This is a genomic window from Bradyrhizobium sp. MV1.5 (assembly GCF_055807615.1).
In genome coordinates this window covers 25,180-44,945 of the sequence record NZ_JBVVPL010000002.1, presented here as the reverse complement: position 1 = coordinate 44,945, position 19,766 = coordinate 25,180, and the positions used below count along the sequence as shown (strand labels likewise).

The following is a 19,766-nucleotide window of genomic DNA, read 5'->3' as shown; positions in this document are numbered from 1 at the left end:
CCATGATCCGCCTCGACAACGTCAGCAAGCAAGCCGGCCACCAGATCCTGTTCATCGAAGCGTCCGCCGCCCTCAACAAGGGCGAGAAGATCGGGCTCGTCGGCCCGAACGGCGCCGGAAAGACCACGCTATTCCGGATGATCGCCGGCGAGGAACTGCCCGACGAGGGGCAGGTCTCGACCGATCGCGGCATCACGATCGGCTATTTCAACCAGGACGTCGGCGAGATGGCCGGCCGCAGCGCCGTGGCCGAGGTCATGGACGGGGCCGGACCGGTGAGTGCGGTCGCGGCCGAGCTGCGCGAGCTCGAGACCGCGATGGCCGATCCTGACAAGGCCGACCAGATGGACGAGATCATCGCGCGCTACGGCGAGGTGCAGCACGCGTTCGAGGAACTCGACGGCTACGCGCTCGACGGCCGCGCGCGCGAGGCGCTCTCCGGCCTCGGCTTCAGCCAGGAGATGATGGACGGCGACGTCGGCAAGCTGTCCGGCGGCTGGAAGATGCGCGTGGCGCTTGCCCGCATCCTCTTGATGCGTCCCGACGTCATGCTGCTCGACGAGCCGAGCAACCATCTCGATCTGGAAAGCCTGATCTGGCTGGAGAAGTTCTTGCACGACTACGAAGGCACGCTGCTGATGACCTCGCACGATCGCGAGTTCATCAACCGCGTGATCTCGAAAGTGGTGGAGATCGATTCCGGATCGCTCACGACCTATGCCGGCAATTACGAGTTCTACGAGCAGCAGCGGGCGCTGAGCGAGAAGCAGCAGCAGGCGCAGTTCGAACGCCAGCAGGCGATGCTCGCCAAGGAGATCAAGTTCATCGAACGGTTCAAGGCGCGCGCCTCTCATGCGGCTCAAGTTCAGAGCCGGGTGAAGAAGCTCGACAAGATCGAGCGGGTGGAGCCGCCGCGCCGCCGCCAGACGGTGGCATTCGACTTCCCGCCGGCACCGCGCTCGGGCGAGGACGTCGTTGCGCTCAAGCAGGTGTTCAAGGGCTACGGCAGCAAGCGGATCTATGACGGGCTCGATTTCATGATCCGCCGCAGGGAGCGATGGTGCGTGATGGGCGTCAACGGCGCCGGCAAATCGACACTGCTCAAGCTCGTCGCGGGAGCGAGCGAGCCGGACGAGGGCACCGTGGCGGTCGGCGGCAGCGTCAAGATGGGCTATTTCGCCCAGCACGCGATGGATTTGCTGGACGGCGAGCAGACGGTGTTCGAGTCGCTCGAATACGCGTTTCCGACCGCGGGGCAGGGCTCCTTGCGCGCGCTCGCCGGCTGCTTCGGCTTCTCCGGCGACGACGTCGAGAAGCGCTGCCGCGTGCTCTCGGGCGGCGAGAAGGCGCGCCTGGTGATGGCGAAGATGCTGTTCGATCCCCCGAACTTTCTGGTGCTGGACGAGCCGACCAACCATCTCGATCTCGCCACCAAGGAGATGCTGATCGCGGCGCTGTCGGATTTCGAGGGCACCATGCTGTTCGTCTCGCATGACCGGCATTTTCTCAGCGTGTTGTCGAACCGCGTGCTGGAGCTGACGCCCGAGGGCATCCACCAGTTTGGCGGCGGCTACACCGAATATGTCGCGCGCACAGGGCAGGAAGCGCCGGGGTTGCGGTCGTAGCGATGGGCTGTAGCCCGGATGGAGCGTAAGCGTAATCCGGGATTCGAGCCACGCGGGCAGTCGTGCAACGCGGATGGTCTGGCCCCGGATTGCGCTGCGCTCCATCCGGGCTACAGCAGCCCATTGAAATTCTTGTAGCCCGGATGGAGCGCAGCGCAATCCGGGTCAGTCTTCGCGTTCACCGAAGGTGCCAACAATCTCTCCAGATCCTCCCCAATCGGGCGGAAGCACCCCTTTGCGGACGTAGCGATGGAGCGATGAATGTGGCCAGTCTGCCGGCGACGCGACGAGGCCATGCTTGACCGGGTTAAAATGGATGTAGTCGGCGCAGCGTTCAAAGTCCGCATCGTCGCGAATGGTGTGTTCCCAAAATCGCCGTTGCCACAGAGAGAACTCGCCTCGATGGTTGCGGGTGATGGGAGCGCCTGAAGTGGCCAGTTGATGCGTGAACATACTCTTGATGCGTCGCCATCGGCCGGAGAAATCGGAGTCTGCATCGGGCAGCGTCAATATGACATGCAGGTGATCCGGCAGGACCGCAACCGCTTCGATCTCGAACGGCCTTTCAGCGCGCACCGTTCGGAACGCGTGGCGCAGCTTGTCTACATGATCGACCAACGCGGACGATCGTCGATCATACAGCAAAACCGTGAAGAAGAAGGTCCTGCCAGGAAGAAGATTGCGCCGATAGCGAACCACGCGAGCACCTTCCCGGATTACGCTTCGCTCCATCCGGGCTACAACCAAATTATGTATATTGCAATGTGCTCGCTCGCTTGCTCGTTGAGGGTGCTGCCGCTACGCTTCCTCAAAAAAGGGAGCGAAAGCAATCATGAAACAACTGCGCATCGGCGACATCACCATCGACGCGGTGATCGAGCGGGAGGGGCCGTGGCGGCGGCCGCAGGATTTTTTTCCGGCCTATGACGAGGGTGTGTTCGGGCACCATCTGCCGACGATGGAGCCTGAGGTGTTCGATGCCGCGCGCGGCATGATGGTGATCACCTATCAGACCTTCGTGGTGCGCACGCCGCGCTACACCATTCTGGTCGACACCTGCACCGGCGAGGACAAGGGCCATCCGCCGCCGTTCGATTTCCCGGGCAAGGCGCGCTGGCGCAACGAGCTGTTCGCGCTCGGCATCTCTTTCGAGCAGATCGACTACGTCTTCTGCACGCATCTTCACATCGACCACACCGGCTGGAATACGATCTTGCGCGACGGCCGTTGGGTGCCGACGTTCCCGAATGCGAAATACGTCTTCCACAAGGGTGAATATGCGGCCTGGGAGGCCGAGCATGCCAAGGGCAGCAACCCGCCCGGCACCGTTTTTCGCGACAACTGCCTGCCGATCGTCGAGGCGGGACAGGCGCTGTTGGTCGATGACGACTACGCGCTTGACGACACCGTCACGCTGACGCCGACGCCGGGGCATTCGCCCTGCCATTGCTGCGTGAACATCTTCTCAAAGGGGCGCCGCGCGGTGGTCGCCGGCGACCTCATGCATCACCAGATCCAGTGCCGCGAGCCGGACTGGTCGGCCAAGCCGGATTGGGATGCGAAGCAGTCGGCGGTGTCGCGGCGAAAGTTCTTTGCTTCCGTCGCCGACACCGACACGCTGATCCTGCCTGTCCATTTTCCGGCGCCGACGGTCGGGCTGATCAAGCCGCTCGGCGCCGCCTTTGATTACCGTTTCAAGCGGGAGTAGGGCGACCGCCTCTCCGTCATGGCCGGGCTTGTCCCGGCCATCCACGACCTTTGCTACTCGGAAACAAGAACGTGGATGCCCGGGACAAGCCCGGGCATGACGAGTTCGTGGAGCGACCGCGCGTCAGACGCTCTAGTAAGTGTAGAACATCCGCTGGATTTCCTTGGTGTCGGTCGTCCTGGTCAGTGCCAGCATCAGCAGAATGCGCGCCTTTTGAGGATTGAGCGTATCCGAGACGACGAAGTCGTGCTCGTCGTCCTTGGCCTCGCCGTTGCGCGCGACGATGCCGTTTCCGACACGGCTGCTGCGCACGATCACGACGCCCTTCTTGCGGGCCTCGTCGAGCGCTGGCTCGACCGCGGGCCGGGCCAGGCTGCCGTCACCGACGCCGGCATGCACGATCCCCTTGGCGCCGGCGGCGACAAATGCGTCGATCGCAACCCGGTTCATGTTGGCGTAGCCGTAGACGATGTCGACTTGCGGCAGGACATCGAGGCTGGAGACGTCGAATTCGGAGTCCGCGGTGTGCCGGCGCGTCGATTGACGATAGAAGTATGGCTTGTTGCCCTGCATGTAGCCGAGAAAGCCGAGTTCCGGCGTGCGGAAGGTGTCCGCCGTCGAGGTGTTGTTCTTGGTGACGTCGCGAGCCGCGTTGATCTGATCGTTGAGAGCAACGAGCACGCCCTTGCCGACGGCCTCGTCACTACCCGCGAGGATCACCGCATTAAAGAGGTTGATCGGCCCATCCGCGCTGATCGCCGTCGACGGCCGCATCGCGCCGACGACGACGACAGGTTTCTTGCTCTTGACGACGAGGTCCAGAAAATAGCTGGTTTCCTCGATCGTATCGGTCCCGTGAGTGATCACAATGCCATCGACGTCGTCCTGCGCGAGCAGCGTGTTGACGCGCTTGGCAAGCTTGAGCCAGTAGTCATTGTTCATGTTCTCGCTGGCGATCTGGAAAACCTGCTCGCCTTTGACGTTGGCCACCGTTTTCAGTTCGGGGACGGCGTTCAGGAGGGTCTCGATGCCCACCGTGGCGGCGGTGTAGCCGACCACGGTGGTGCTGCTCGCCCCGCTGCCGGCGATGGTGCCGCCGGTTGCGAGCACCATGACGTTGGGCAGTCCCGGGCCCCGCGCGTTCGCGGCTTCAAGTCCGATGAGCAGTGCGAAGAGCATGCTCATTGCCGCGATGAAGTGATGACGCACTCGAGGTTGCCACATCTTGACGTTCCCTTTCCCAGAAAGCCTTGTCGATGCGCCCCGCTTCGCTCAGCACCGCATGATCGGTCAGTCGAGAGCTCCTGTCTAGCGCGACGCTGCTTTCGGATGATTTGGTCTGGACGCCGGCATTGTAAGCACAAACGCGAATGGCCGGGACAAGCCCGGCCATAACAGTGTTCGTTTGGCGATTGCCCGCTAAAGATGCAGCGAGTTCGCGACGCCTTACGCGCCCATCTCGCACTTCTTCATAAAGCTGTTCTTGGCGGCGCCGGCGAGCGGCTTGCCCTCGGCGCTGACGGCCTTGGGCGCGCAGGCGTCGGCCTTGCACTTCTTCATGAACGAGGTCTTGGCGGCACCAGCCAAGGCCTTGCCGTCCTTGCCGACGGCCTTGCTTTCGCAGGTGTCCTCCGCGAAGGCCGAACCCGCTGCAAACGTGGCAACGATCGCAGCCAGGAAAATCCGCTTCATCATAATTGTCTCCCTAAACCAGAAATGGCGCGCGGATTGGAGCCGGGAATCGTGGCGCAATCAAGCTGGATGAGCGCCTGCCGGCCGGTCTTCCTGGCGATTTTTCGGACGCGGGTGCGACAGGGCCAGCGGCGCCTGCTGCACTGCTCGCTGACCGGGACGGCCGATGCTGCTAGCTTCGGGCGAGTTTAGCCGGAGGGAGCATCGTGATGGAGACCCTGATCGTGAACTTGCCGGATGCCGCTTCTGACCGGCATTCTCACCTGGTTCGACCGCAAGAGATGGAATGGCAGAAGACGCGCTTTCCCGGCTGCGAGGCCAAAACGCTGCTGTTCGATCGCAACAGCGGTCTGATGACGGCCTTGATGCGCTTTGCACCTGGGTCGGTGCTGCCCGATCACGAGCATGTCGGCGTCGAGCAGAGTTATGTCATCGAGGGCGCTCTCGTCGACAACGAGGGGCCGGCCAAGGGGATTGCCTGCAAGGCCGGCGAATTCATCTGGCGCGAGGCGGGCAGCCGGCATGCGGCCTGGTGCCCGGAGGGCGCCCTGATCCTGGCGATCTTCCAGGTGCCGAACAAGTTCTTCGAAGCCGACGGCCGGGTCGTCGATGCCGCCGGTCAGGATTGGGACCAGACTTGGGGGCACACCGACGCGCAACGGGCGGGGAGCGCCTAGCCGATCATACGCCCCGCGCGAGAAGCGCCTTGAAGTCCGCGCGTGCGTGCTGCGCTTCAGCCCGCGCCACCTCGGAGGCGTCGCCGAGGCCGAAATAGCCGTGGATCAGGCCGGGACCTTCATGATGCTTCACCGGCACACCGGCGGCTTCCAGCGCGCGTGCATAGGCTGTGCCCTCGTCGCGGAGGGGATCGAACCAGGCGGTGGTGACGATCGCGGGCGCGACGCCGGCAAGCGAAGTCGCGCGCAGCGGTGAAACGCGCCAGTCGGTCGCGTGCGAGGGATCGGCGAGATAATGGCCGCAAAACCACTCCATTACCGCGCGTGAGAGAAAGTAGCCTTCGGCATTCTCGGCGCGCGAGGGGAAGCGTGCGTTCTCGCGCGCGTCCGCATAACTCCCGAGGACGTCGGTCACGGGGTAGACCAGGAGTTGCGCGGCGAGCTTGATTCCGGCGTCGCGGCAGGCGATCGCGGTGGTGGCTGCGAGATTGCCGCCGGCGCTGTCGCCGGCAACGCCGAAGCGTTTTGCATCGCCGCCAAATTCCGCGACGCGGCCAAACACGTCGCTGACTGCGGCAAAGGCGTCCTCGAACGCGCCGGGAAAGCGTGTTTCGGGCGGGCGCCGATAGTCGACGGAGACGACGACCGCGCCGGTCTCGATCGCAAGGTTGCGTGCTTGCCGGTCGTGGGTCTCGAGGTCGCCCGCGACCCAGCCGCCGCCATGGAAGAACACCACGGTCGGCGCCGGCGTGGTGCCGACCCGGTAGACACGTGCATCGAGCGGGCCGGCGCCGCCTTTCACCTTGATATCCGCGACGATGTCGACCGGTGGCGGCGGTATGGCCGCGCGCGAGGCAGCCAGTGCGCGCAAGGAATCGCGTGCGCTCTGTGGCGTCATGGTCGTGGCATCGCGCATCGGCAGCAGCGGAATGATCTGGGCGATGACGGGGTCGAGCGGCGCGGCCATGTTGGCTTTCATGGGGATCCTCACAGGGTTCTTGGTCTTGCTTGCGGGTTAGCATAAATATTACGCGCCGCATCGGCAACCGCTCGCATGTGGCGATGCCAGGGAATGAACGGGCAGGGAGGTCTTGAGGTGGAATTCGAAACGCTGGTCCAGTCGCGCCGCAGCGTGCGCGGCTTCAGGAACGAGCCGGTGCCGCGCGCGGTGATCGAGGCGATCATCGACAGCGCCAAACGTGCGCCGTCGTCGATGAACACTCAGCCCTGGCATGTCCACGTGCTCACAGGCGGTCCGCTGGAACAGCTGCGCCGACGCAACATGGAGGAAATGGTTGCCGGCGCCAAGGTCAAGCGCGACATCGTCAGCCACGGCGAGTACCAGGGCGTGCACCGGACGCGGCAGGTCGACGTGGCGAAGAAACTATTCGGCGCGATGGGGATCGCGCGCGACGACAAACCGATGCGGCAGGACTGGGTGCTGCGCGGCTTCCGCCAGTTCGACGCGCCGGTCTCGCTGGTCTTGACCTATGACCGCGTGCTCGATCCCGGCGCGGTCTGCCATTTCGATCTGGGTGCGCTCTGCTACGGCATCGTGCTCGCGGCCTGGGACCGCGGGCTCGGCTCGGTGATCAACGGGCAGGGCATCATGCGCTCCGACATCGTGCGCGAGGTTGCGAACATTCCGGAGGACGAGGTGATCATGACCTGCGTCGCGATGGGCTATCCCGACGACAACTTTGCCGCGAACGCCGTTCGCTCCGATCGCGAGGGTAACGACGATTTCGTGCGCTACGTCGGATTCGCCGAGTAGTGCAGGCAGAGGAGATTATTCTCTCGCCGAATTTTTTTGGTGCGGACCGCTCGGCGGCCTCTTGCAATCTCGATCGTGCAGGAGGAACAATGTGCGGACTGAAAGGTTTGATGCTGGCGCGAGGGAATTGATATGCGGCGGCTGGCTAGCCTGGTTCGACGGTTCTTCGGCCCGCGAGTGCGGCGACCGATCGATGATGATCCAAGTCTACCTTTCACACCCGAAGAGTTCGGCCGGATGATCCGCAGCGGCCGGCACGAGGACATGAAGCTGCTGGCCGAAGGGCTCGCCTGCCGGACCGTTCCGCGCCGCACCAGACATCGCGCCGCGCACTAGGCTGGGGTCGAGACGGATTGCTGCGCTCATCTCGTGAGAGCGACCTGCCTGAACGCGGTCAGCAGCGCCTTCTCCAACTTTCCGCTCATCCCGCATAGGATCTCATAGGCCTCGCCGCGTGGCAGCGTCGGCTTGTAGTGCCGATATTCGATCAGGGCCGCGAAGATGTCCGAGATCGTGAGAATCCGCACGATGTCGCCAATGCTCTCGGCCCCGAGCGCATCCGGGTAGCCGCTGCCGTCGAGATATTCGTGATGATGCCGCACGGCATCGAGGATCTCCGGCGAGATATCGTCGTGGTCTTTCAGAAAATCGTAGCCCGCTGCCGGGTGAGTCTCGATCATGGCACGTTCCTCCGGATCGAGACGGCCGGGCTTGTCGAGGATGGCAAGCGGGATCCGGGCCTTGCCGATGTCGTGGAACATGGCCGCCGTGTATAGCCGCTCCAGATCTGACCTGCCGACGCCGAGGCTCAGGCCGAAATCGATGGCGACGCCGGTGACGAGGAGGCAATGCTGATAGGTCCCCTCGTGATGGCGCCGCACCGTCGTGAGCCATTCCGACAGGCCATGCTGGCTGATGCGATCGGCGATCTGGCGGCCGGCTTCTCTGGCGCCGTTGACGTCGACCGGCTGGCCCGATGTCACCGAGGTGAACATCGACGCGATGGCGGTCGCCGCGGTCTCGACTGCATTGTCCGACTGCGCCGCGTGACCTGAGGATGCAGACGCCTCTTCGGCGGGATCAACCAGCGCCGCCAGCAGCTTGATCTTGTCGATCGTCCCGGGAAGGACGAGCGTGGCCCCGAGCGCGTAAGCCTGCGAGATACTCATGTGAGAGGCGTGCTCGACCAGGAAGATGCGCTTCGTTGCCTTCGCGAGCTTTACGGCTCGTTTCTTGATGGCCGCGATGGTGTGGACGTCACGCAATTCCGCACGGATGACGATCGCGAACGGCACCTGGGACAGCTTGGCTTCCGCGTCGAGCCGTTCGCCAGCGACGGCAAACCGTTGCTCGAGAATCGAACAGACGCTCGATAATTTGTCCGAGGAATCAGCCAGCACATGCACGAACGGGCGTGCCGCTTCCTTCTCTCGGATGCCGCCGTCGCCTTTGACGGGGCGGGATATAGTTCGCGCGTTCTGCACGGTTGACCTGAATCATGTTGGAGTTAATTAGGGCTGATGAATCCTTGGGCCTATTTGCTCTGAGCGGCAGCCTGCACAGCGGCTGCCGGTTTCTTCTTGCCGTCTGCGGTGACGAAGTGCACGCCGGCGGTGGTGCCGTCGATCCAGACCAGTTCGCAGCGCCGGTAGGCGAGCCCCGTCGACGATAGCAGCAGGAAGAATTCCTTGGCCTGGAGCACGTCGAGCGTGCCCTCGACCTCGATCTTTGCACCGCTTTGCGATATGTCGAGCAAAACGCAACTGCGCCGCCAAGTGCCGTCCGAGCCCATCAGATTGACGGGCTGCTTGTGATCCATTTTCACGCGCTGCGCTTTGCGACCGTCGAACTTCATCGGCTAACCCCCATCTTCGCGCCGCGATTTGCCGGATCGCTCGTGTTGGCGGTTGCCGCTATTTGCCCCCATCGCACTGTCCATTGGCTGGTGGACAGAAGCAGCGTCTCGAAGATCCGTTGCGCGCGCTCGCGTTCAGAATAGGAGAGCCTTTTTCCGCTGCGGTTGCTCAGGATGGTAAGGGTGGTCTGCCAGTTCAGCCGCGACGCCCGGCACGCCATGACCAGCCCCTCGCAATCGTCATCGCTCACGACATGCTCGATGATTTCGAGCGGCGCCCCTGAAAGCACCGACAGTGCCGTGAACAGATTGGCCGTCTCGCCACGGATCGCAAAACGGTTCACCGTGGAATCGTTGAGTTTGCCGATGCGGTTGAGGGCGACGATCTCCGGCCTCGCGCTTGCATACTCGGCCCGGCAAGGCCGCTTTGGCGGAGCCGGCTCCGCTTCCGGCACCGACGCCGCGGCGGACGGGGCCGGTGCCTTCCGGGCTGGTGGGACGGAGAGCAGCTTGCGCACGACCAGATCGGGCGTGCCGGGCCGGAGCACCAGCGCCTTTGCGATCTCGCTGTCGTGGTCGGCCCTGGCAATCAGTGCTGCATAGGCTGCGTCGGAGAATTGCGTTCCCGGGTTCTTGATCAGGTCAAGGGAGATCGGGCCGCCGTACTTGATCAGCGCCTCGGTCACGGCCGGGGCGATGTCGTTGCGGGCGGCGATCGCGCGTCGATGCCACTCGCCACGGGAGTCAATGACAGCCTCGAGATCGGCTGCGGAAAGTGCGCGCGACTTGAGCAACACAGGACATGCCACCTCGGGATCGTCGTGTGAAGCGAGACGCCACAATGTTTCGGGAGGTGCAATGTCAAGCTCGGCGAGCGCCGTGCTGAGCTGAACCAGTGCGCTGGTCTCGACCCGTTCCGTCAAGCGTAGCAGAACACCGTCGGCCACGTTGCTGAGCATTGCCTGGCACTGGCCGCGGCTGCCAATGAGCAACTGCACCATGCCGGAGAGAATGCGTGCGCAACGGTGCGGTGGGCAGGTTGCGACCGTCTCTTCCAATTCAGCAAGAATATCAGCAGGCGAATTTGCCATCATGGCAGGGGCCTGACCTAAAATTAATTTGGACTATCGAACTGCGCCTATTCCGCTCGACAGACGTTAATTTGAAATTTGGATTTTGCTCGTCTAGGTATATATGCACCGCTGGCTACACGGGAAACGCTATCGAAAATTGGCGAGATTTGATGCGCCGGCTTGTCCTTGGACTTCGACCCTCGCCAACTGGTCAACATAGTTCGAAGTGATTCTTTCAGATTTAAGGGACACCGGAACGGGGAAGTTGGGCCGGCATCGTCGCCGGAAGCGCGTGTGTTGCGACGCGAAGTTTCACATTTGCCATGAACAGAACTGATGATGCGCCGACGCTGGCGCCGAAGGTATTTCGTTTCACCGACGTCGATGAATTTCGAAGTGCCATACGAGGCCTGAACTTCGAGTTCACGCCTTTCGTACGGAGGATTTCGGCCGAGCAGACCATTCTGTCGCTGCCCGGCTGCGACGTGAATCTGACGCGGGCATTTCCGCGGGTCGTCGACGCACAGCTCGTCGAGAATTGTACCGCGATCGGATTCACGATGGACGATTTGGACGTGCCGGTGCGATTCAACGGCTCGCAGCGCACACGACCCGTCATCGTCATCGGCAGCGGCGGCGCGGCTTACACCACCATCGAGGAGGTGCAGCGGCAAATCGCGTCGGTGGTGTTCAGGCCGGAAGTGACGGATCGCGGCTGGCCACAAGCAGCCCTCTGCTTCAACATCTTCGAAACGACCGCCGCGGGCTTGAACCGGCTCCGCGGTGTGGTTCGGGAGGTGCTGGCAGCCGCTTCGGAGCCGGTCGATGCGCCCGAGGTGCCGCTGAAGGCTGCCGCCATGAGGGAGACCCTGCTCGGCGCCGTGGACGCAATTTTCGAAAGCATCGTTCCTGCGCGATGGACCCTGCGCCCCAATGACGAGCGGAAATTCAAGGTCTTTCAGGACATCCGCGCGCTACTTTCCGAGGACCTCTCGCAGCCCATCTACAGCGACGAGATCGCGCGCACGCTCGGCTTGTCCGTTCGCACCATGCACGACGTCGTCCGCCGCTATCGCGGCATGAGCCTGCACCGCTATCTACGCCTGCGGCGGCTGTGGCTGGTGCGCCAGCGGCTGCTCGCCGGTGCCGACAGCGTCAAGGCCGTCGCGCTGGCGTTCGGCTTCTGGCATCTCGGCGACTTCTCCAGAAGCTATCGTGACCAGTTCGGCGAGACACCGTCGCAAACGCTTGAATGCGGACGGCGCAACTAGGGCGTCAAAACGTTGCGGCCGGTCTGATGATCCGTGCTATACTACCGGCCATGAGCAATCGCATCCTCGTCCTCTACGGTTCCTACCGTTCCGACCGCATGGGCATCCGCCTTGCGAATTTCGTCATCGATCGCCTGCGCGCCCGCGGCGACGACGTCGTGTTCATCGACGCCAAGGCGATCGGCCTGCCGATGCTCGATCGCATGTACAAGGAATATCCCAAGGGCTCCGCACCCGAGGCGCTGGAGAAGCTGGCCGGAGAGATCCGCGGCGCCGATGGTTTCGTCTTCGTCACCGGCGAATACAATTGGGGCATCCAGCCGGGCCTGAAGAATCTCACCGACCACTTCCTCGAGGAGTGGTTCTGGCGTCCCGCCGCGATCGTGAGCTACTCGGCCGGCCGCCTGTCCGGCGCGCGTGCCTCGACTGCCTGGCATGGCACGTTGTCAGAGATGGGCATGGTGGTGGTGTCGAGCACCATCGGCGTCGGCCCGATCGCTCAGACGCTGTCTGAGGCGGGCGAACCGATCGGCGAGGGCGGCAAGGCGCTCGAACGTTCGTTCCCGCGCTTCGCCGACGATCTCGCCTGGTGGATCGAGGCGGCCAAGGCGCAGCGGGCGCGCAAGGCGCCGCCTTATTGACGGTCCCGTGGCCCGGATGGAGCGCAGCGCAATCCGGGGCCGCCGGTGTTTGCGGCACGATTCCCGGATTACGCTTCGCTCCATTCGGGCTACGAATGTGGAGTGCTAGGCCGACCTGACCTCACCGAGGAAGCGATCGAACTGTCCGGCGAGGTCGCGTGACTGCGACGAGAGCTGTTCGGCTGCGCCCAGCACCTCCCGCGCGGCCGTACCGGTGTGGTCGGCGGCGCGCTGCACGCCTGAAATGTTGGTGTTGACCTCCTGGGTGCCGCGCGCGGCCTCCTGGACGCTGCGGGCGATCTCCTTGGTCGCTGAGCCCTGTTCCTCGATCGCGGCCGCGATCGCGGTGCCGATCTGGTCGATCTCGCCGATCACGTCGGCGACGTTGCGGATCGCGGTCACGGTCTCGTCGCTCGCGGCCTGGATCGCCGAAATCTGTTCGGAAATTTCGGTGGTCGCCTTGGCGGTCTGGCCCGCCAGCGATTTCACCTCGGCAGCAACCACGGCAAAGCCGCGGCCGGCGTCGCCGGCGCGGGCGGCCTCGATGGTCGCGTTCAGCGCCAGCAAATTGGTCTGCTCGGCGATGCTCTGGATCAGCGTGACGACGTCACCGATCTTCTGCGCGCCCTCGGCCAGCGCACGGGCGGTGTCGCCGGTGCGGCGGGCGTTGTCGACGGCGCGGGCCGCGATCTCGGTGGACTGGGCCACTTGACGGCCGATCTCCGAGATCGAGGAGGTCAGCTCTTCGGTGGCGCTTGCGACGGTCTGCACGTTGCTCGATGTCTGCTGTGAGGCGGCGGCGACGACCGCGGCCTGGCTATTGGTCTGGGCCGCCGTCGAGGTCATCGACTGCGCCGTGCTCTCCATGGTGGAGGAGGCTTTCGACAGTCCGCCGACGAGCTCGGTGACCTTGGCTTCGAACGCGCGGGTGATCCCGTCGAGCGCCTGTGCGCGGCGCATCTTGCCGTCGTTCTCGGCCTGCTTCTCCGCCGCGAGGCTGTCGGCCCGGATCATGTTGTCCTTGAACACCCGGACAGCCGCGGCCATCGCGCCGATTTCGTCGGAACGCTCGGCGCCGGGAATCTCTTCCGCGACCTCGCCGTCGGCAAGCCGCGACATCCGCGTCGTCAGGTTGACGATCGGGGCGCAGACGCGGCGGCGGACCGTGACGATGAGGCCGGCGCTGGCGATCAGCACGGCGAGGAGGCCCGCGAGTGCGATGGTGAAGCTGGTGTGGGCGGCGGTGGAGGCGCCAGCGAGAATCTGCTCGGCGTTGTCGTAGAAGGCGTCGCGGACATCGATGATGGTGCTGAGGCCGCGCTGCGTGGCGGTGTAATAGGTGTCCATGTCGTGTTCGTACTTGCCGCTGACCGCACCCTCCTTCACCAGCTTGAGCTCGCGGCCGAACTCCTCGATGTAGATCGCGTTGAATTTTTCCAGCGCGGCGGCGACGTTCGCCGGGGTTGCGGGATTGCCACGCAACTCCAGCAGCGACATCACGATCTGATCGTTGCGGCCCTGCGAGCGGCTGATCTCGGCCTTCTCGGTGTCGGTCGCCGGCTTCTTGCCCCCGACGAGATTCTTGTGCAGGCTCGAATTGAAGCCGCCGACGTCGCGCAGCGTCATCGCGATGTTGGCGTAGCTGGCCTGCCGGTAGGCGTCGCCGTTGAGGATCGCCATGCGGCGAACCTGCTCGTTGAGCAGCGCGGTCACGCCGGCGTTGAGCACGGCGTTGTCGGCGACGATCTTCTTGGCCGCGTCCTTGCGCGCCTCCGGCGGGCCCGACATCGCCTTGTCGATGGCCTCGCGCAGCGACGTGAATTTCGAATTGATGGCGTCGATGTTGCCGCCGGTGGTGTTGCCGTCGTCGAACGGGCCGGGCAGGTCCTTGCGCAGCGCGTTCATCCTGTCACGGGCGGCATCGGTCTGCTTGCGCAGCTTGCCCTGCTCAGCAAGCAGCGCCGGGTCGACGGCGGGAGGGCCATAGAGGATGTTGGTGGAAAAGCCGCGCTCGGGATTGAGGTAGCGCGGGATGTCGCTGACGGCGCGAACGATCGCCAGCCGCCCCTGGGCTTCGGTGATCCGCTCCATCGTGTGGTATTTCGTCACGGCGACGTAGACGGCGAGGCCGCCGCCCACGGTCGAGAGCGAGACGATAGCGGTGGTCAGGAGCGTACCGATTTTCATGATTCTGTCCGGCAACTGGCGCGGGAAATTATTCGCACGGACAATAGGCAGGCGATGTTAATCCCGGGTTTACGCTGGCGGCCGCGTTCACTTGGGCTGTCGGTCAAGGGCCGCGAGGATATCGAGCGTTGCCTGATCACGCCCGCCCGAAAAATACCGGGCGAGCGCCTCGTCGAAAACGGGCTCATCGGACACCGCGTCGAACAGCGTCATCGACGAGCGGAATTTGACGTCATCGGGCGCGCCGAGGATGGCGTTGATGGACCGGCCTTCGACGGCAAGCACGAGCTTCGTGCATTCGATCAGGCGCGGACCGAGGAGGGGGTGGGCGAGATAGGCCTTGGCCTCGGCCCGGGAGGCGATGGCGTAGCGCTGCGACATGGCGCTGAAGCCAAGGCCGGCGACCTGCGGGAAAACGAACCACATCCAATGGCTCTGTTTTCGGCCCCGGGTCAGCTCCCCCTGGATGTCCCGATAGACCGGGTCCTGGGCCCGGACAAAGCGTTTGAGATCGAAAGGATCGGTCATAAGATACCTTGGAATGGCCTGCCGGAGCCTTGCCAGACCCCTGCCGGCCCCGATTATGCCTAACTTTTGGCTCCCAATGTGGTAGCTGGTATAGAATCTCCGGGTGGGGGTGGGTCCCCCCGGGGGTCGATTTTGGGGAGCTGATGGTTTCCGACCGGGCACAAGCCGAGAGGCTATTGTCGCGCCGCCGTATTGGGCGAGCCGAGACGATATTGCTGTCTCTGGCCGCCGTCGCGCTGGCACTGGGCGCCGCCGCCTGGGTCGCGGATATCGGCGGTTCGGCCTCGCTGGTCAGCGCCGCGCTGCCGCCGGCCAATGCGCCTTCATTCGATGATCGTTTCGCTTCGGCGTCTAGCAACCCGTCCGCCCGCGAGCTCGGCCTGCGGACGCTGGAGCGCTCCGCGTTAAATGCGGTCCAGCTCAAATTGCGGGACGCCAAGGCGATGCTAGCCCAGAAGCTCCAGGGCGACGATTGGCGATCCAGCCTGACCGACGACGACCGGCACATGTCCGAGGAGACGAGACTCTCGCAGCGCGCCGACGCCATCCCGATGCCGCGCTCGCGCCCGCCCCAGGCCGACATCTCTGCCCAGATCGCCTCAAGCCAGGCTTATGCCGAGACCAATCCGCGGGTCGACAACCGCAACTTCTTCGAAAAATTCACCGACAAGATCAGGCTGGCCTCGCTCACGCCCGACAGCGGCCTGTTCGGCAAGGCGCCGGATCTCGCCGCGCTCGGGTACGATTCGCGGACGGCGGTCTACGACATCTCGGCCAAGGCGCTTTACCTGCCGAGCGGCCTCGCGCTGGAAGCGCATTCCGGCATGGGCGCGCTGATGGACGACCCGGAGCACGTCGACCAGCGGATGGTTGGCGCGACCCCGCCCGCGATCTACGACCTGAAGCCGCGCGAAAAACTGTTTCATGGCGTCCGCGCACTGCGCTTGACGCCCACCGAGGGCACCAGCGCGCTCGGCCGCGTCGGCCTGCTCACCCACAATTACATGCTCGGGCCTCGTGGCGACTCCAACGGCTGCGTGTCGATCAAGGACTATGATCGGTTCATGAAGGCCTATGACAACGGTGAGTTCAACCGTCTGGTCGTGGTGCCGCGGCTGACCCCATCGGCGACCGCCTCGCAGCGCGCGAGCACCGAGTCCTGATATCTGCTCCTGATATTTGCCTGCCACGGCGGGGCTGCCGTTTTCCCTTCGTTAAGCCGTCATCGTCCAGAAGCAGCCCATGAGTGATCCGCAAAGTGAGTGATCCGCAAAGTTCCGAGACCCCGCTGCGCACGACGTTCAAGATCAAGCTGAACGGCGACACGCTGGCGATCGCGACCGTCGGCCAAGCCTATCAATTCCTCACCAATTTCAAATCGGTCGAGTGGATGGAATTCCGCTCGCTGCATGAAGACGCGGTTGCCGCGCTCGAAGGCGCCGCCGAGAACGCCATGCTCGTGGTGCAGGCGACCAACGCCGTGCGCGCGCTGTTCGTGAGCGCAAAGCTGCTCTGAGCGTGACGCGGCGGATATTTGGGGAGATTCCCGGATTGCGCTGCGCTCCATCCGGGCTACCGCTCACAGCCTGAAGTCCGCTATAGGAATAGGCAACGGCCCGCGAGATCGCGCTCAAGCCGATAGATTGAAACAGAGTTCAGGGAGAGATCCATCATGAAACGCCGTACGTTCCTCAAGGGCGGCGCGGTCGCCGGCGCGACGACGCTGGTTGCTGCACCTGCGATCGCGCAGAGCGCGCCGGAGATCAAATGGCGCCTGACGTCGAGCTTCCCGAAATCGCTCGACACCATCTACGGCACCGCTCAGACTTTCGCGAAATATGTTGCCGAGGCCACCGACAACAAATTCCAGATCCAGACCTTTGCGGCCGGCGAGCTCGTCCCCGGCCTGCAGGCGCTCGATGCCGTCAGCACAGCCTCTGTCGACATGGCGCAGACTCCGCTCTATTTCTACATCGGCAAGGAGCCGGCGCTGGCCTATGCGACGGGCGCGCCGTTCGGCATGAACCATCGCCATCAGGAGTCCTGGTGGCATTTCGGCGGCGGCGCCGACCTCACCAACGAGGCGCTGAAGCCGTTCAAGGCGCATGCCATCCTCTGCGGCAATTCCGGCACCCAGATGGGCGGCTGGTTCCGCAAGGAGATCAAGACCGTCGACGATCTCAAGGGCCTGAAATTCCGCATCGCCGGCATGGGCGGTCATGTGCTGGCGCGCCTCGGCGTGGTCCCACAGCAGATCGCGGGCGGCGACATCTATCCGGCGCTGGAAAAGGGCACGATCGACGCGGTCGAATTCGTCGGCCCCTATGACGACGAAAAGCTCGGGTTCCAGAAGGTCGCCAAATACTACTACTTCCCGGGCTGGTGGGAAGGCGGCGCCATGCTGCACATGATCGTCAACGACGAGAAGTGGGCGTCGCTGCCCAAGCAGTACCAGGCGATCGTCAACCAGGCCGCGTCGGCGGCGGGCGCCTGGATGCTCGAGAAATACGACAGCGTGAATCCGGCGGCGTTGAAGCGGCTGATCGCCAATGGCGCGGAGCTGAAGGCGTTTCCGCAACCCGTGCTGGAGGCTTGCTACGCCGCGACCCAGGAGCATCTCAACGAGCTCGCCACCAAGAGCGACCTGTTCAAGCGCACCAAGGAAAGCCACGACGCCTATATGAAGGAGCTGCTGTTCTACACGCAGATCGCGGAGAATTTTTACGACAATTACCTGCTCGGCAAGATGCGCAACAAGGCTTGATCACAAGAGGGCGCGGTGCTCACGCCGCGCCCGGCTTTCGTAGCCCGGATGGAGCGCAAACGTAATCCGGGGTCTCGCACGTCAAGGGCAGCGCCCCGGATTGCGCTGCGCTCCATCAGGGCTACGGATTCATCAGGCGGCTTATGCCGCGCCCAGACCCAGCTTCTCGTAAATCCGCCGTGCATAGGCGCCGAACGCGTCCGTCGTCTTCAGCGGCAGAGCCCGCGGGAAGGGCAGGTCGATCGGGAAATAATCGGCCATCTTCGCCGGGCCCGCGGTCAGCACGGCGCAGTGCGAGGAGAGGAACACGGCCTCCTGGATCGAGTGCGTGATGAAGATGATGGTCTTGCCGCTTTCGCGCCAGATCCGCAGCATCTCCAGATTCATCTGCTCGCGCGTCAAGGCGTCGAGCGCACCGAACGGCTCGTCCATCAGGATCAGTTTCGGGTCGTGAATGAAGGCGCGCGCGATCGCGGTGCGCTGCTGCATGCCGCCGGACAGCTCTCGCGGATATTTCTGCTCGTAGCCGGCAAGTCCCACCAGATTGAGCAGATCGCGCGCCCGCTCGCGCGCGGCCTTCATCGGCAGCCCGACGATCTCCGCCGGCAGCAGCACGTTGTCCAGGATCGTCCGCCATTTCAGCAGCAGCGCCTGCTGGAACACCATGCCGATGTCGCGGGTCGGATCGAACGGGCTTTTGGCATTGCCGATCTTCACGGTGCCGCCGTCGGCGCCATGCAGCCCGGCCAGAATCTTGATCACCGTGGTCTTGCCGCAGCCGGAAGGCCCGACCAGCGAGACCAGCTCACCCTCCTGCACGTCCATCGTGACGTCGGACACCGCCAGGAATTCGGCACCGCCGCTGCGATAGACCTTGCGGACGCCTTGCAGGCTGATGAAGGGGTTTGAGCTCATGCCAGCCATTTATCCAAGTTTGCGGCCACGAACGCGTCGTCGCTGAGGTCGGAATGCTCGCGGTACACGCGCTCGATCTCGTCCTTCTGGCCGGGGCTGAGGCCCTCGTTCGGATCGAGGCACCACAGGCCCTGCATCAGGCCCTGCCGTCGCAGCACCTCATGGCAGCCGGCGATGCAGCCGTGAAAATCGTTGGCGACGTCGAAGAATGCGCTGTTGCAATCGGTGACGCGGGCATCGAGCGCGAGCAAATCGGCCGGCACACTGTCCTTGTGCCGCGCCGCCTTGCAGCGCTCGAATTGGTTGATCGCGCTCGCCGTCCACACCGACCAATGGCCGAGCAGGCCGCCCTTGAAATAAGTGCGCGTGGTGATTCCGTTGTCGCGGAGGTCGAACGGCAGCATCAAATCGAGCAGGATGTGGTCGTCATTGCCGGTATAGAGCGCAACGCGGTCGAGCGCGCCGGCGGCCGCGACGCCGCGCAGAACATCAAGAGTGCGGTAGCGGTTGAACGGCGCGATCTTGATCGCGATGACATTGTCGATCGAGGCAAAGCGTTGCCAGAACCGGCTCGACAGGACGACGCCGCCGACGGCCGGTTGAAGATAGAAGCCGACCAGCGGAATCTCGGCTGCGACCGCTGCGCAATGCGCGATGATCTCGTCTTCGGACGCGCCCTTCATCGCGGCGAGGCTGAGGAGCCCCGCGTGATAGCCGATGTCGCGCGCGGTGCGGGCTTCCGTGACCGCCTGCCTGGTCGGACCGGCGAGGCCCGCGACCAGCGCCAGCGGACGCTTGGTCCAGTTCGCCGCCGTCTCGGCGGCGAGCTCGAGCACGGGACGATAGAGGCCGACGTCTCGGATCGCAAACTGCGTGGTGTGCACGCCGACCGCGAGGCCGCCGGAGCCGGCGTCGATGTAATAGCGCGTCAGCGCGCGCTGATGCTTTTTGTCGAGCTGGCGTTCGGCGGTGAGCGCGAGGGGATGTGCCGGCAGCACGGTGCCGTCGGCGATCAGCTTGCGGATCTCGCTGTTGATCTGACTGTGGTGCATGATG

General features: G+C 64.0%; 20 protein-coding genes. 9 read left to right on the top strand and 11 right to left on the bottom strand.

Features of this window, described 5'->3' with window-relative positions; all coding sequences use genetic code 11:
* Nucleotides 1-2: 2 nt before the first annotated feature.
* On the top strand, nt 3-1,625 hold the full coding sequence (locus tag AC0L2J_RS02250; protein WP_473386936.1) for an ABC-F family ATP-binding cassette domain-containing protein: 1,623 nt from the start codon (nt 3-5) through the stop codon (nt 1,623-1,625).
* 165 nt (nt 1,626-1,790) lie between these two features.
* Here the strand turns inward: AC0L2J_RS02250 and AC0L2J_RS02245 are convergent, their stop codons facing one another.
* Nucleotides 1,791-2,324, bottom strand: a complete 534-nt coding sequence (locus tag AC0L2J_RS02245; protein ID WP_473386934.1) for an REP-associated tyrosine transposase — start codon at nt 2,322-2,324, stop codon at nt 1,791-1,793.
* Nucleotides 2,325-2,457: 133 nt separating this feature from the next.
* Between AC0L2J_RS02245 and AC0L2J_RS02240 the strand changes: the two genes are divergently transcribed.
* Nucleotides 2,458-3,333 (top strand): MBL fold metallo-hydrolase, encoded by an 876-nt coding sequence (locus tag AC0L2J_RS02240; protein WP_473386932.1) that lies wholly within the window; start codon nt 2,458-2,460, stop codon nt 3,331-3,333.
* 132 nt (nt 3,334-3,465) lie between these two features.
* On the opposite strand, the gene AC0L2J_RS02235 is transcribed toward AC0L2J_RS02240, so the two are convergent.
* Nucleotides 3,466-4,557 carry a type II asparaginase gene (locus tag AC0L2J_RS02235; RefSeq protein WP_473386930.1) on the bottom strand — a complete coding sequence of 364 codons (1,092 nt, stop codon included), beginning with the start codon at nt 4,555-4,557 and terminating at the stop codon, nt 3,466-3,468.
* A 222-nt stretch (nt 4,558-4,779) separates the two neighbouring features.
* Nucleotides 4,780-5,028 carry a hypothetical protein gene (locus tag AC0L2J_RS02230; RefSeq protein ID WP_456764594.1) on the bottom strand — a complete coding sequence of 83 codons (249 nt, stop codon included), beginning with the start codon at nt 5,026-5,028 and terminating at the stop codon, nt 4,780-4,782.
* A 206-nt stretch (nt 5,029-5,234) separates the two neighbouring features.
* Here AC0L2J_RS02230 and AC0L2J_RS02225 point away from each other — a divergent pair, with 206 nt between their 5' ends.
* Complete coding sequence (locus tag AC0L2J_RS02225) at nt 5,235-5,702, top strand: cupin domain-containing protein (protein ID WP_007609526.1); 468 nt, start codon at nt 5,235-5,237, stop codon at nt 5,700-5,702.
* 4 nt (nt 5,703-5,706) lie between these two features.
* Here AC0L2J_RS02225 and AC0L2J_RS02220 read toward each other — a convergent pair whose 3' ends face one another.
* Complete coding sequence (locus tag AC0L2J_RS02220; protein ID WP_035974970.1) at nt 5,707-6,669, bottom strand: alpha/beta hydrolase; 963 nt, start codon at nt 6,667-6,669, stop codon at nt 5,707-5,709.
* A 129-nt stretch (nt 6,670-6,798) separates the two neighbouring features.
* On the opposite strand from AC0L2J_RS02220, the gene AC0L2J_RS02215 reads away from it, so the two are divergent.
* A complete protein-coding gene (locus AC0L2J_RS02215; protein WP_027517616.1) occupies nt 6,799-7,476 on the top strand; it encodes a nitroreductase in 678 nt (225 codons plus the stop codon).
* Nucleotides 7,477-7,838: 362 nt separating this feature from the next.
* Here AC0L2J_RS02215 and AC0L2J_RS02210 read toward each other — a convergent pair whose 3' ends face one another.
* Genes AC0L2J_RS02210 through AC0L2J_RS02200 form a run of 3 tightly spaced genes read right to left on the bottom strand, consistent with a single transcriptional unit; the run spans nt 7,839 to nt 10,425 of the window.
* On the bottom strand, nt 7,839-8,960 hold the full coding sequence (locus tag AC0L2J_RS02210) for an HD-GYP domain-containing protein (protein WP_063992635.1): 1,122 nt from the start codon (nt 8,958-8,960) through the stop codon (nt 7,839-7,841).
* A gap of 50 nt (nt 8,961-9,010) precedes the next feature.
* Nucleotides 9,011-9,331, bottom strand: coding sequence for a PilZ domain-containing protein (locus tag AC0L2J_RS02205; protein ID WP_473249978.1), 321 nt, complete (start codon nt 9,329-9,331; stop codon nt 9,011-9,013).
* Nucleotides 9,328-10,425, bottom strand: a complete 1,098-nt coding sequence (locus AC0L2J_RS02200) for a DUF2336 domain-containing protein (RefSeq protein ID WP_473386928.1) — start codon at nt 10,423-10,425, stop codon at nt 9,328-9,330. Before AC0L2J_RS02200 ends, AC0L2J_RS02205 begins: the two co-directional genes overlap by 4 nt.
* 302 nt (nt 10,426-10,727) lie before the next feature.
* Here AC0L2J_RS02200 and AC0L2J_RS02195 point away from each other — a divergent pair, with 302 nt between their 5' ends.
* Nucleotides 10,728-11,675 (top strand): AraC family transcriptional regulator, encoded by a 948-nt coding sequence (locus AC0L2J_RS02195; protein ID WP_473386926.1) that lies wholly within the window; start codon nt 10,728-10,730, stop codon nt 11,673-11,675.
* Between the two features lie 50 nt (nt 11,676-11,725).
* The gene (locus AC0L2J_RS02190; RefSeq protein ID WP_085353019.1) at nt 11,726-12,316 is read left to right on the top strand and encodes an NADPH-dependent FMN reductase; all 591 of its coding nucleotides are present in this window, start codon (nt 11,726-11,728) and stop codon (nt 12,314-12,316) included.
* A 105-nt stretch (nt 12,317-12,421) separates the two neighbouring features.
* Here the strand turns inward: AC0L2J_RS02190 and AC0L2J_RS02185 are convergent, their stop codons facing one another.
* Nucleotides 12,422-14,503 carry a methyl-accepting chemotaxis protein gene (locus tag AC0L2J_RS02185; RefSeq protein WP_473386924.1) on the bottom strand — a complete coding sequence of 694 codons (2,082 nt, stop codon included), beginning with the start codon at nt 14,501-14,503 and terminating at the stop codon, nt 12,422-12,424.
* Nucleotides 14,504-14,590: 87 nt separating this feature from the next.
* Nucleotides 14,591-15,031 (bottom strand): DUF1810 domain-containing protein, encoded by a 441-nt coding sequence (locus AC0L2J_RS02180; RefSeq protein WP_063992630.1) that lies wholly within the window; start codon nt 15,029-15,031, stop codon nt 14,591-14,593.
* Between the two features lie 212 nt (nt 15,032-15,243).
* Between AC0L2J_RS02180 and AC0L2J_RS02175 the strand changes: the two genes are divergently transcribed.
* The 3 genes from AC0L2J_RS02175 (at nt 15,244) to AC0L2J_RS02165 (ending at nt 17,795) form a co-directional block, all read left to right on the top strand.
* Nucleotides 15,244-16,194 carry a DUF2778 domain-containing protein gene (locus AC0L2J_RS02175; protein ID WP_473386922.1) on the top strand — a complete coding sequence of 317 codons (951 nt, stop codon included), beginning with the start codon at nt 15,244-15,246 and terminating at the stop codon, nt 16,192-16,194.
* A gap of 95 nt (nt 16,195-16,289) precedes the next feature.
* A complete protein-coding gene (locus AC0L2J_RS02170) occupies nt 16,290-16,547 on the top strand; it encodes a hypothetical protein (RefSeq protein WP_007609546.1) in 258 nt (85 codons plus the stop codon).
* 156 nt (nt 16,548-16,703) lie between these two features.
* Nucleotides 16,704-17,795: a TRAP transporter substrate-binding protein gene (locus AC0L2J_RS02165; protein ID WP_354203819.1), complete on the top strand. Its 1,092-nt coding sequence runs from the start codon at nt 16,704-16,706 to the stop codon at nt 17,793-17,795.
* A gap of 141 nt (nt 17,796-17,936) precedes the next feature.
* Here the strand turns inward: AC0L2J_RS02165 and AC0L2J_RS02160 are convergent, their stop codons facing one another.
* The gene (locus tag AC0L2J_RS02160; RefSeq protein ID WP_473386920.1) at nt 17,937-18,719 is read right to left on the bottom strand and encodes an ABC transporter ATP-binding protein; all 783 of its coding nucleotides are present in this window, start codon (nt 18,717-18,719) and stop codon (nt 17,937-17,939) included.
* A complete protein-coding gene (locus tag AC0L2J_RS02155) occupies nt 18,707-19,762 on the bottom strand; it encodes a dihydrodipicolinate synthase family protein (protein ID WP_007609549.1) in 1,056 nt (351 codons plus the stop codon). The genes AC0L2J_RS02160 and AC0L2J_RS02155 overlap by 13 nt, the downstream gene beginning before the upstream one ends.
* Between the last annotated feature and the right edge of the window lie 4 nt (nt 19,763-19,766).

Coding starts and splice junctions, on each gene's coding strand:
- AC0L2J_RS02230 (WP_456764594.1), bottom strand. CDS start 5,028: ATGATGAAGCGGATTTTCCTGGCTGCGATCGTTGCCACGTTTGCAGCG.
- AC0L2J_RS02235 (WP_473386930.1), bottom strand. CDS start 4,557: ATGTGGCAACCTCGAGTGCGTCATCACTTCATCGCGGCAATGAGCATG.
- AC0L2J_RS02180 (WP_063992630.1), bottom strand. CDS start 15,031: ATGACCGATCCTTTCGATCTCAAACGCTTTGTCCGGGCCCAGGACCCG.
- AC0L2J_RS02165 (WP_354203819.1), top strand. CDS start 16,704: ATGAAACGCCGTACGTTCCTCAAGGGCGGCGCGGTCGCCGGCGCGACG.
- AC0L2J_RS02160 (WP_473386920.1), bottom strand. CDS start 18,719: ATGGCTGGCATGAGCTCAAACCCCTTCATCAGCCTGCAAGGCGTCCGC.
- AC0L2J_RS02240 (WP_473386932.1), top strand. CDS start 2,458: ATGAAACAACTGCGCATCGGCGACATCACCATCGACGCGGTGATCGAG.
- AC0L2J_RS02190 (WP_085353019.1), top strand. CDS start 11,726: ATGAGCAATCGCATCCTCGTCCTCTACGGTTCCTACCGTTCCGACCGC.
- AC0L2J_RS02220 (WP_035974970.1), bottom strand. CDS start 6,669: ATGGCCGCGCCGCTCGACCCCGTCATCGCCCAGATCATTCCGCTGCTG.
- AC0L2J_RS02205 (WP_473249978.1), bottom strand. CDS start 9,331: ATGAAGTTCGACGGTCGCAAAGCGCAGCGCGTGAAAATGGATCACAAG.
- AC0L2J_RS02155 (WP_007609549.1), bottom strand. CDS start 19,762: ATGCACCACAGTCAGATCAACAGCGAGATCCGCAAGCTGATCGCCGAC.
- AC0L2J_RS02185 (WP_473386924.1), bottom strand. CDS start 14,503: ATGAAAATCGGTACGCTCCTGACCACCGCTATCGTCTCGCTCTCGACC.
- AC0L2J_RS02250 (WP_473386936.1), top strand. CDS start 3: ATGATCCGCCTCGACAACGTCAGCAAGCAAGCCGGCCACCAGATCCTG.
- AC0L2J_RS02200 (WP_473386928.1), bottom strand. CDS start 10,425: ATGATGGCAAATTCGCCTGCTGATATTCTTGCTGAATTGGAAGAGACG.
- AC0L2J_RS02195 (WP_473386926.1), top strand. CDS start 10,728: ATGAACAGAACTGATGATGCGCCGACGCTGGCGCCGAAGGTATTTCGT.
- AC0L2J_RS02225 (WP_007609526.1), top strand. CDS start 5,235: ATGGAGACCCTGATCGTGAACTTGCCGGATGCCGCTTCTGACCGGCAT.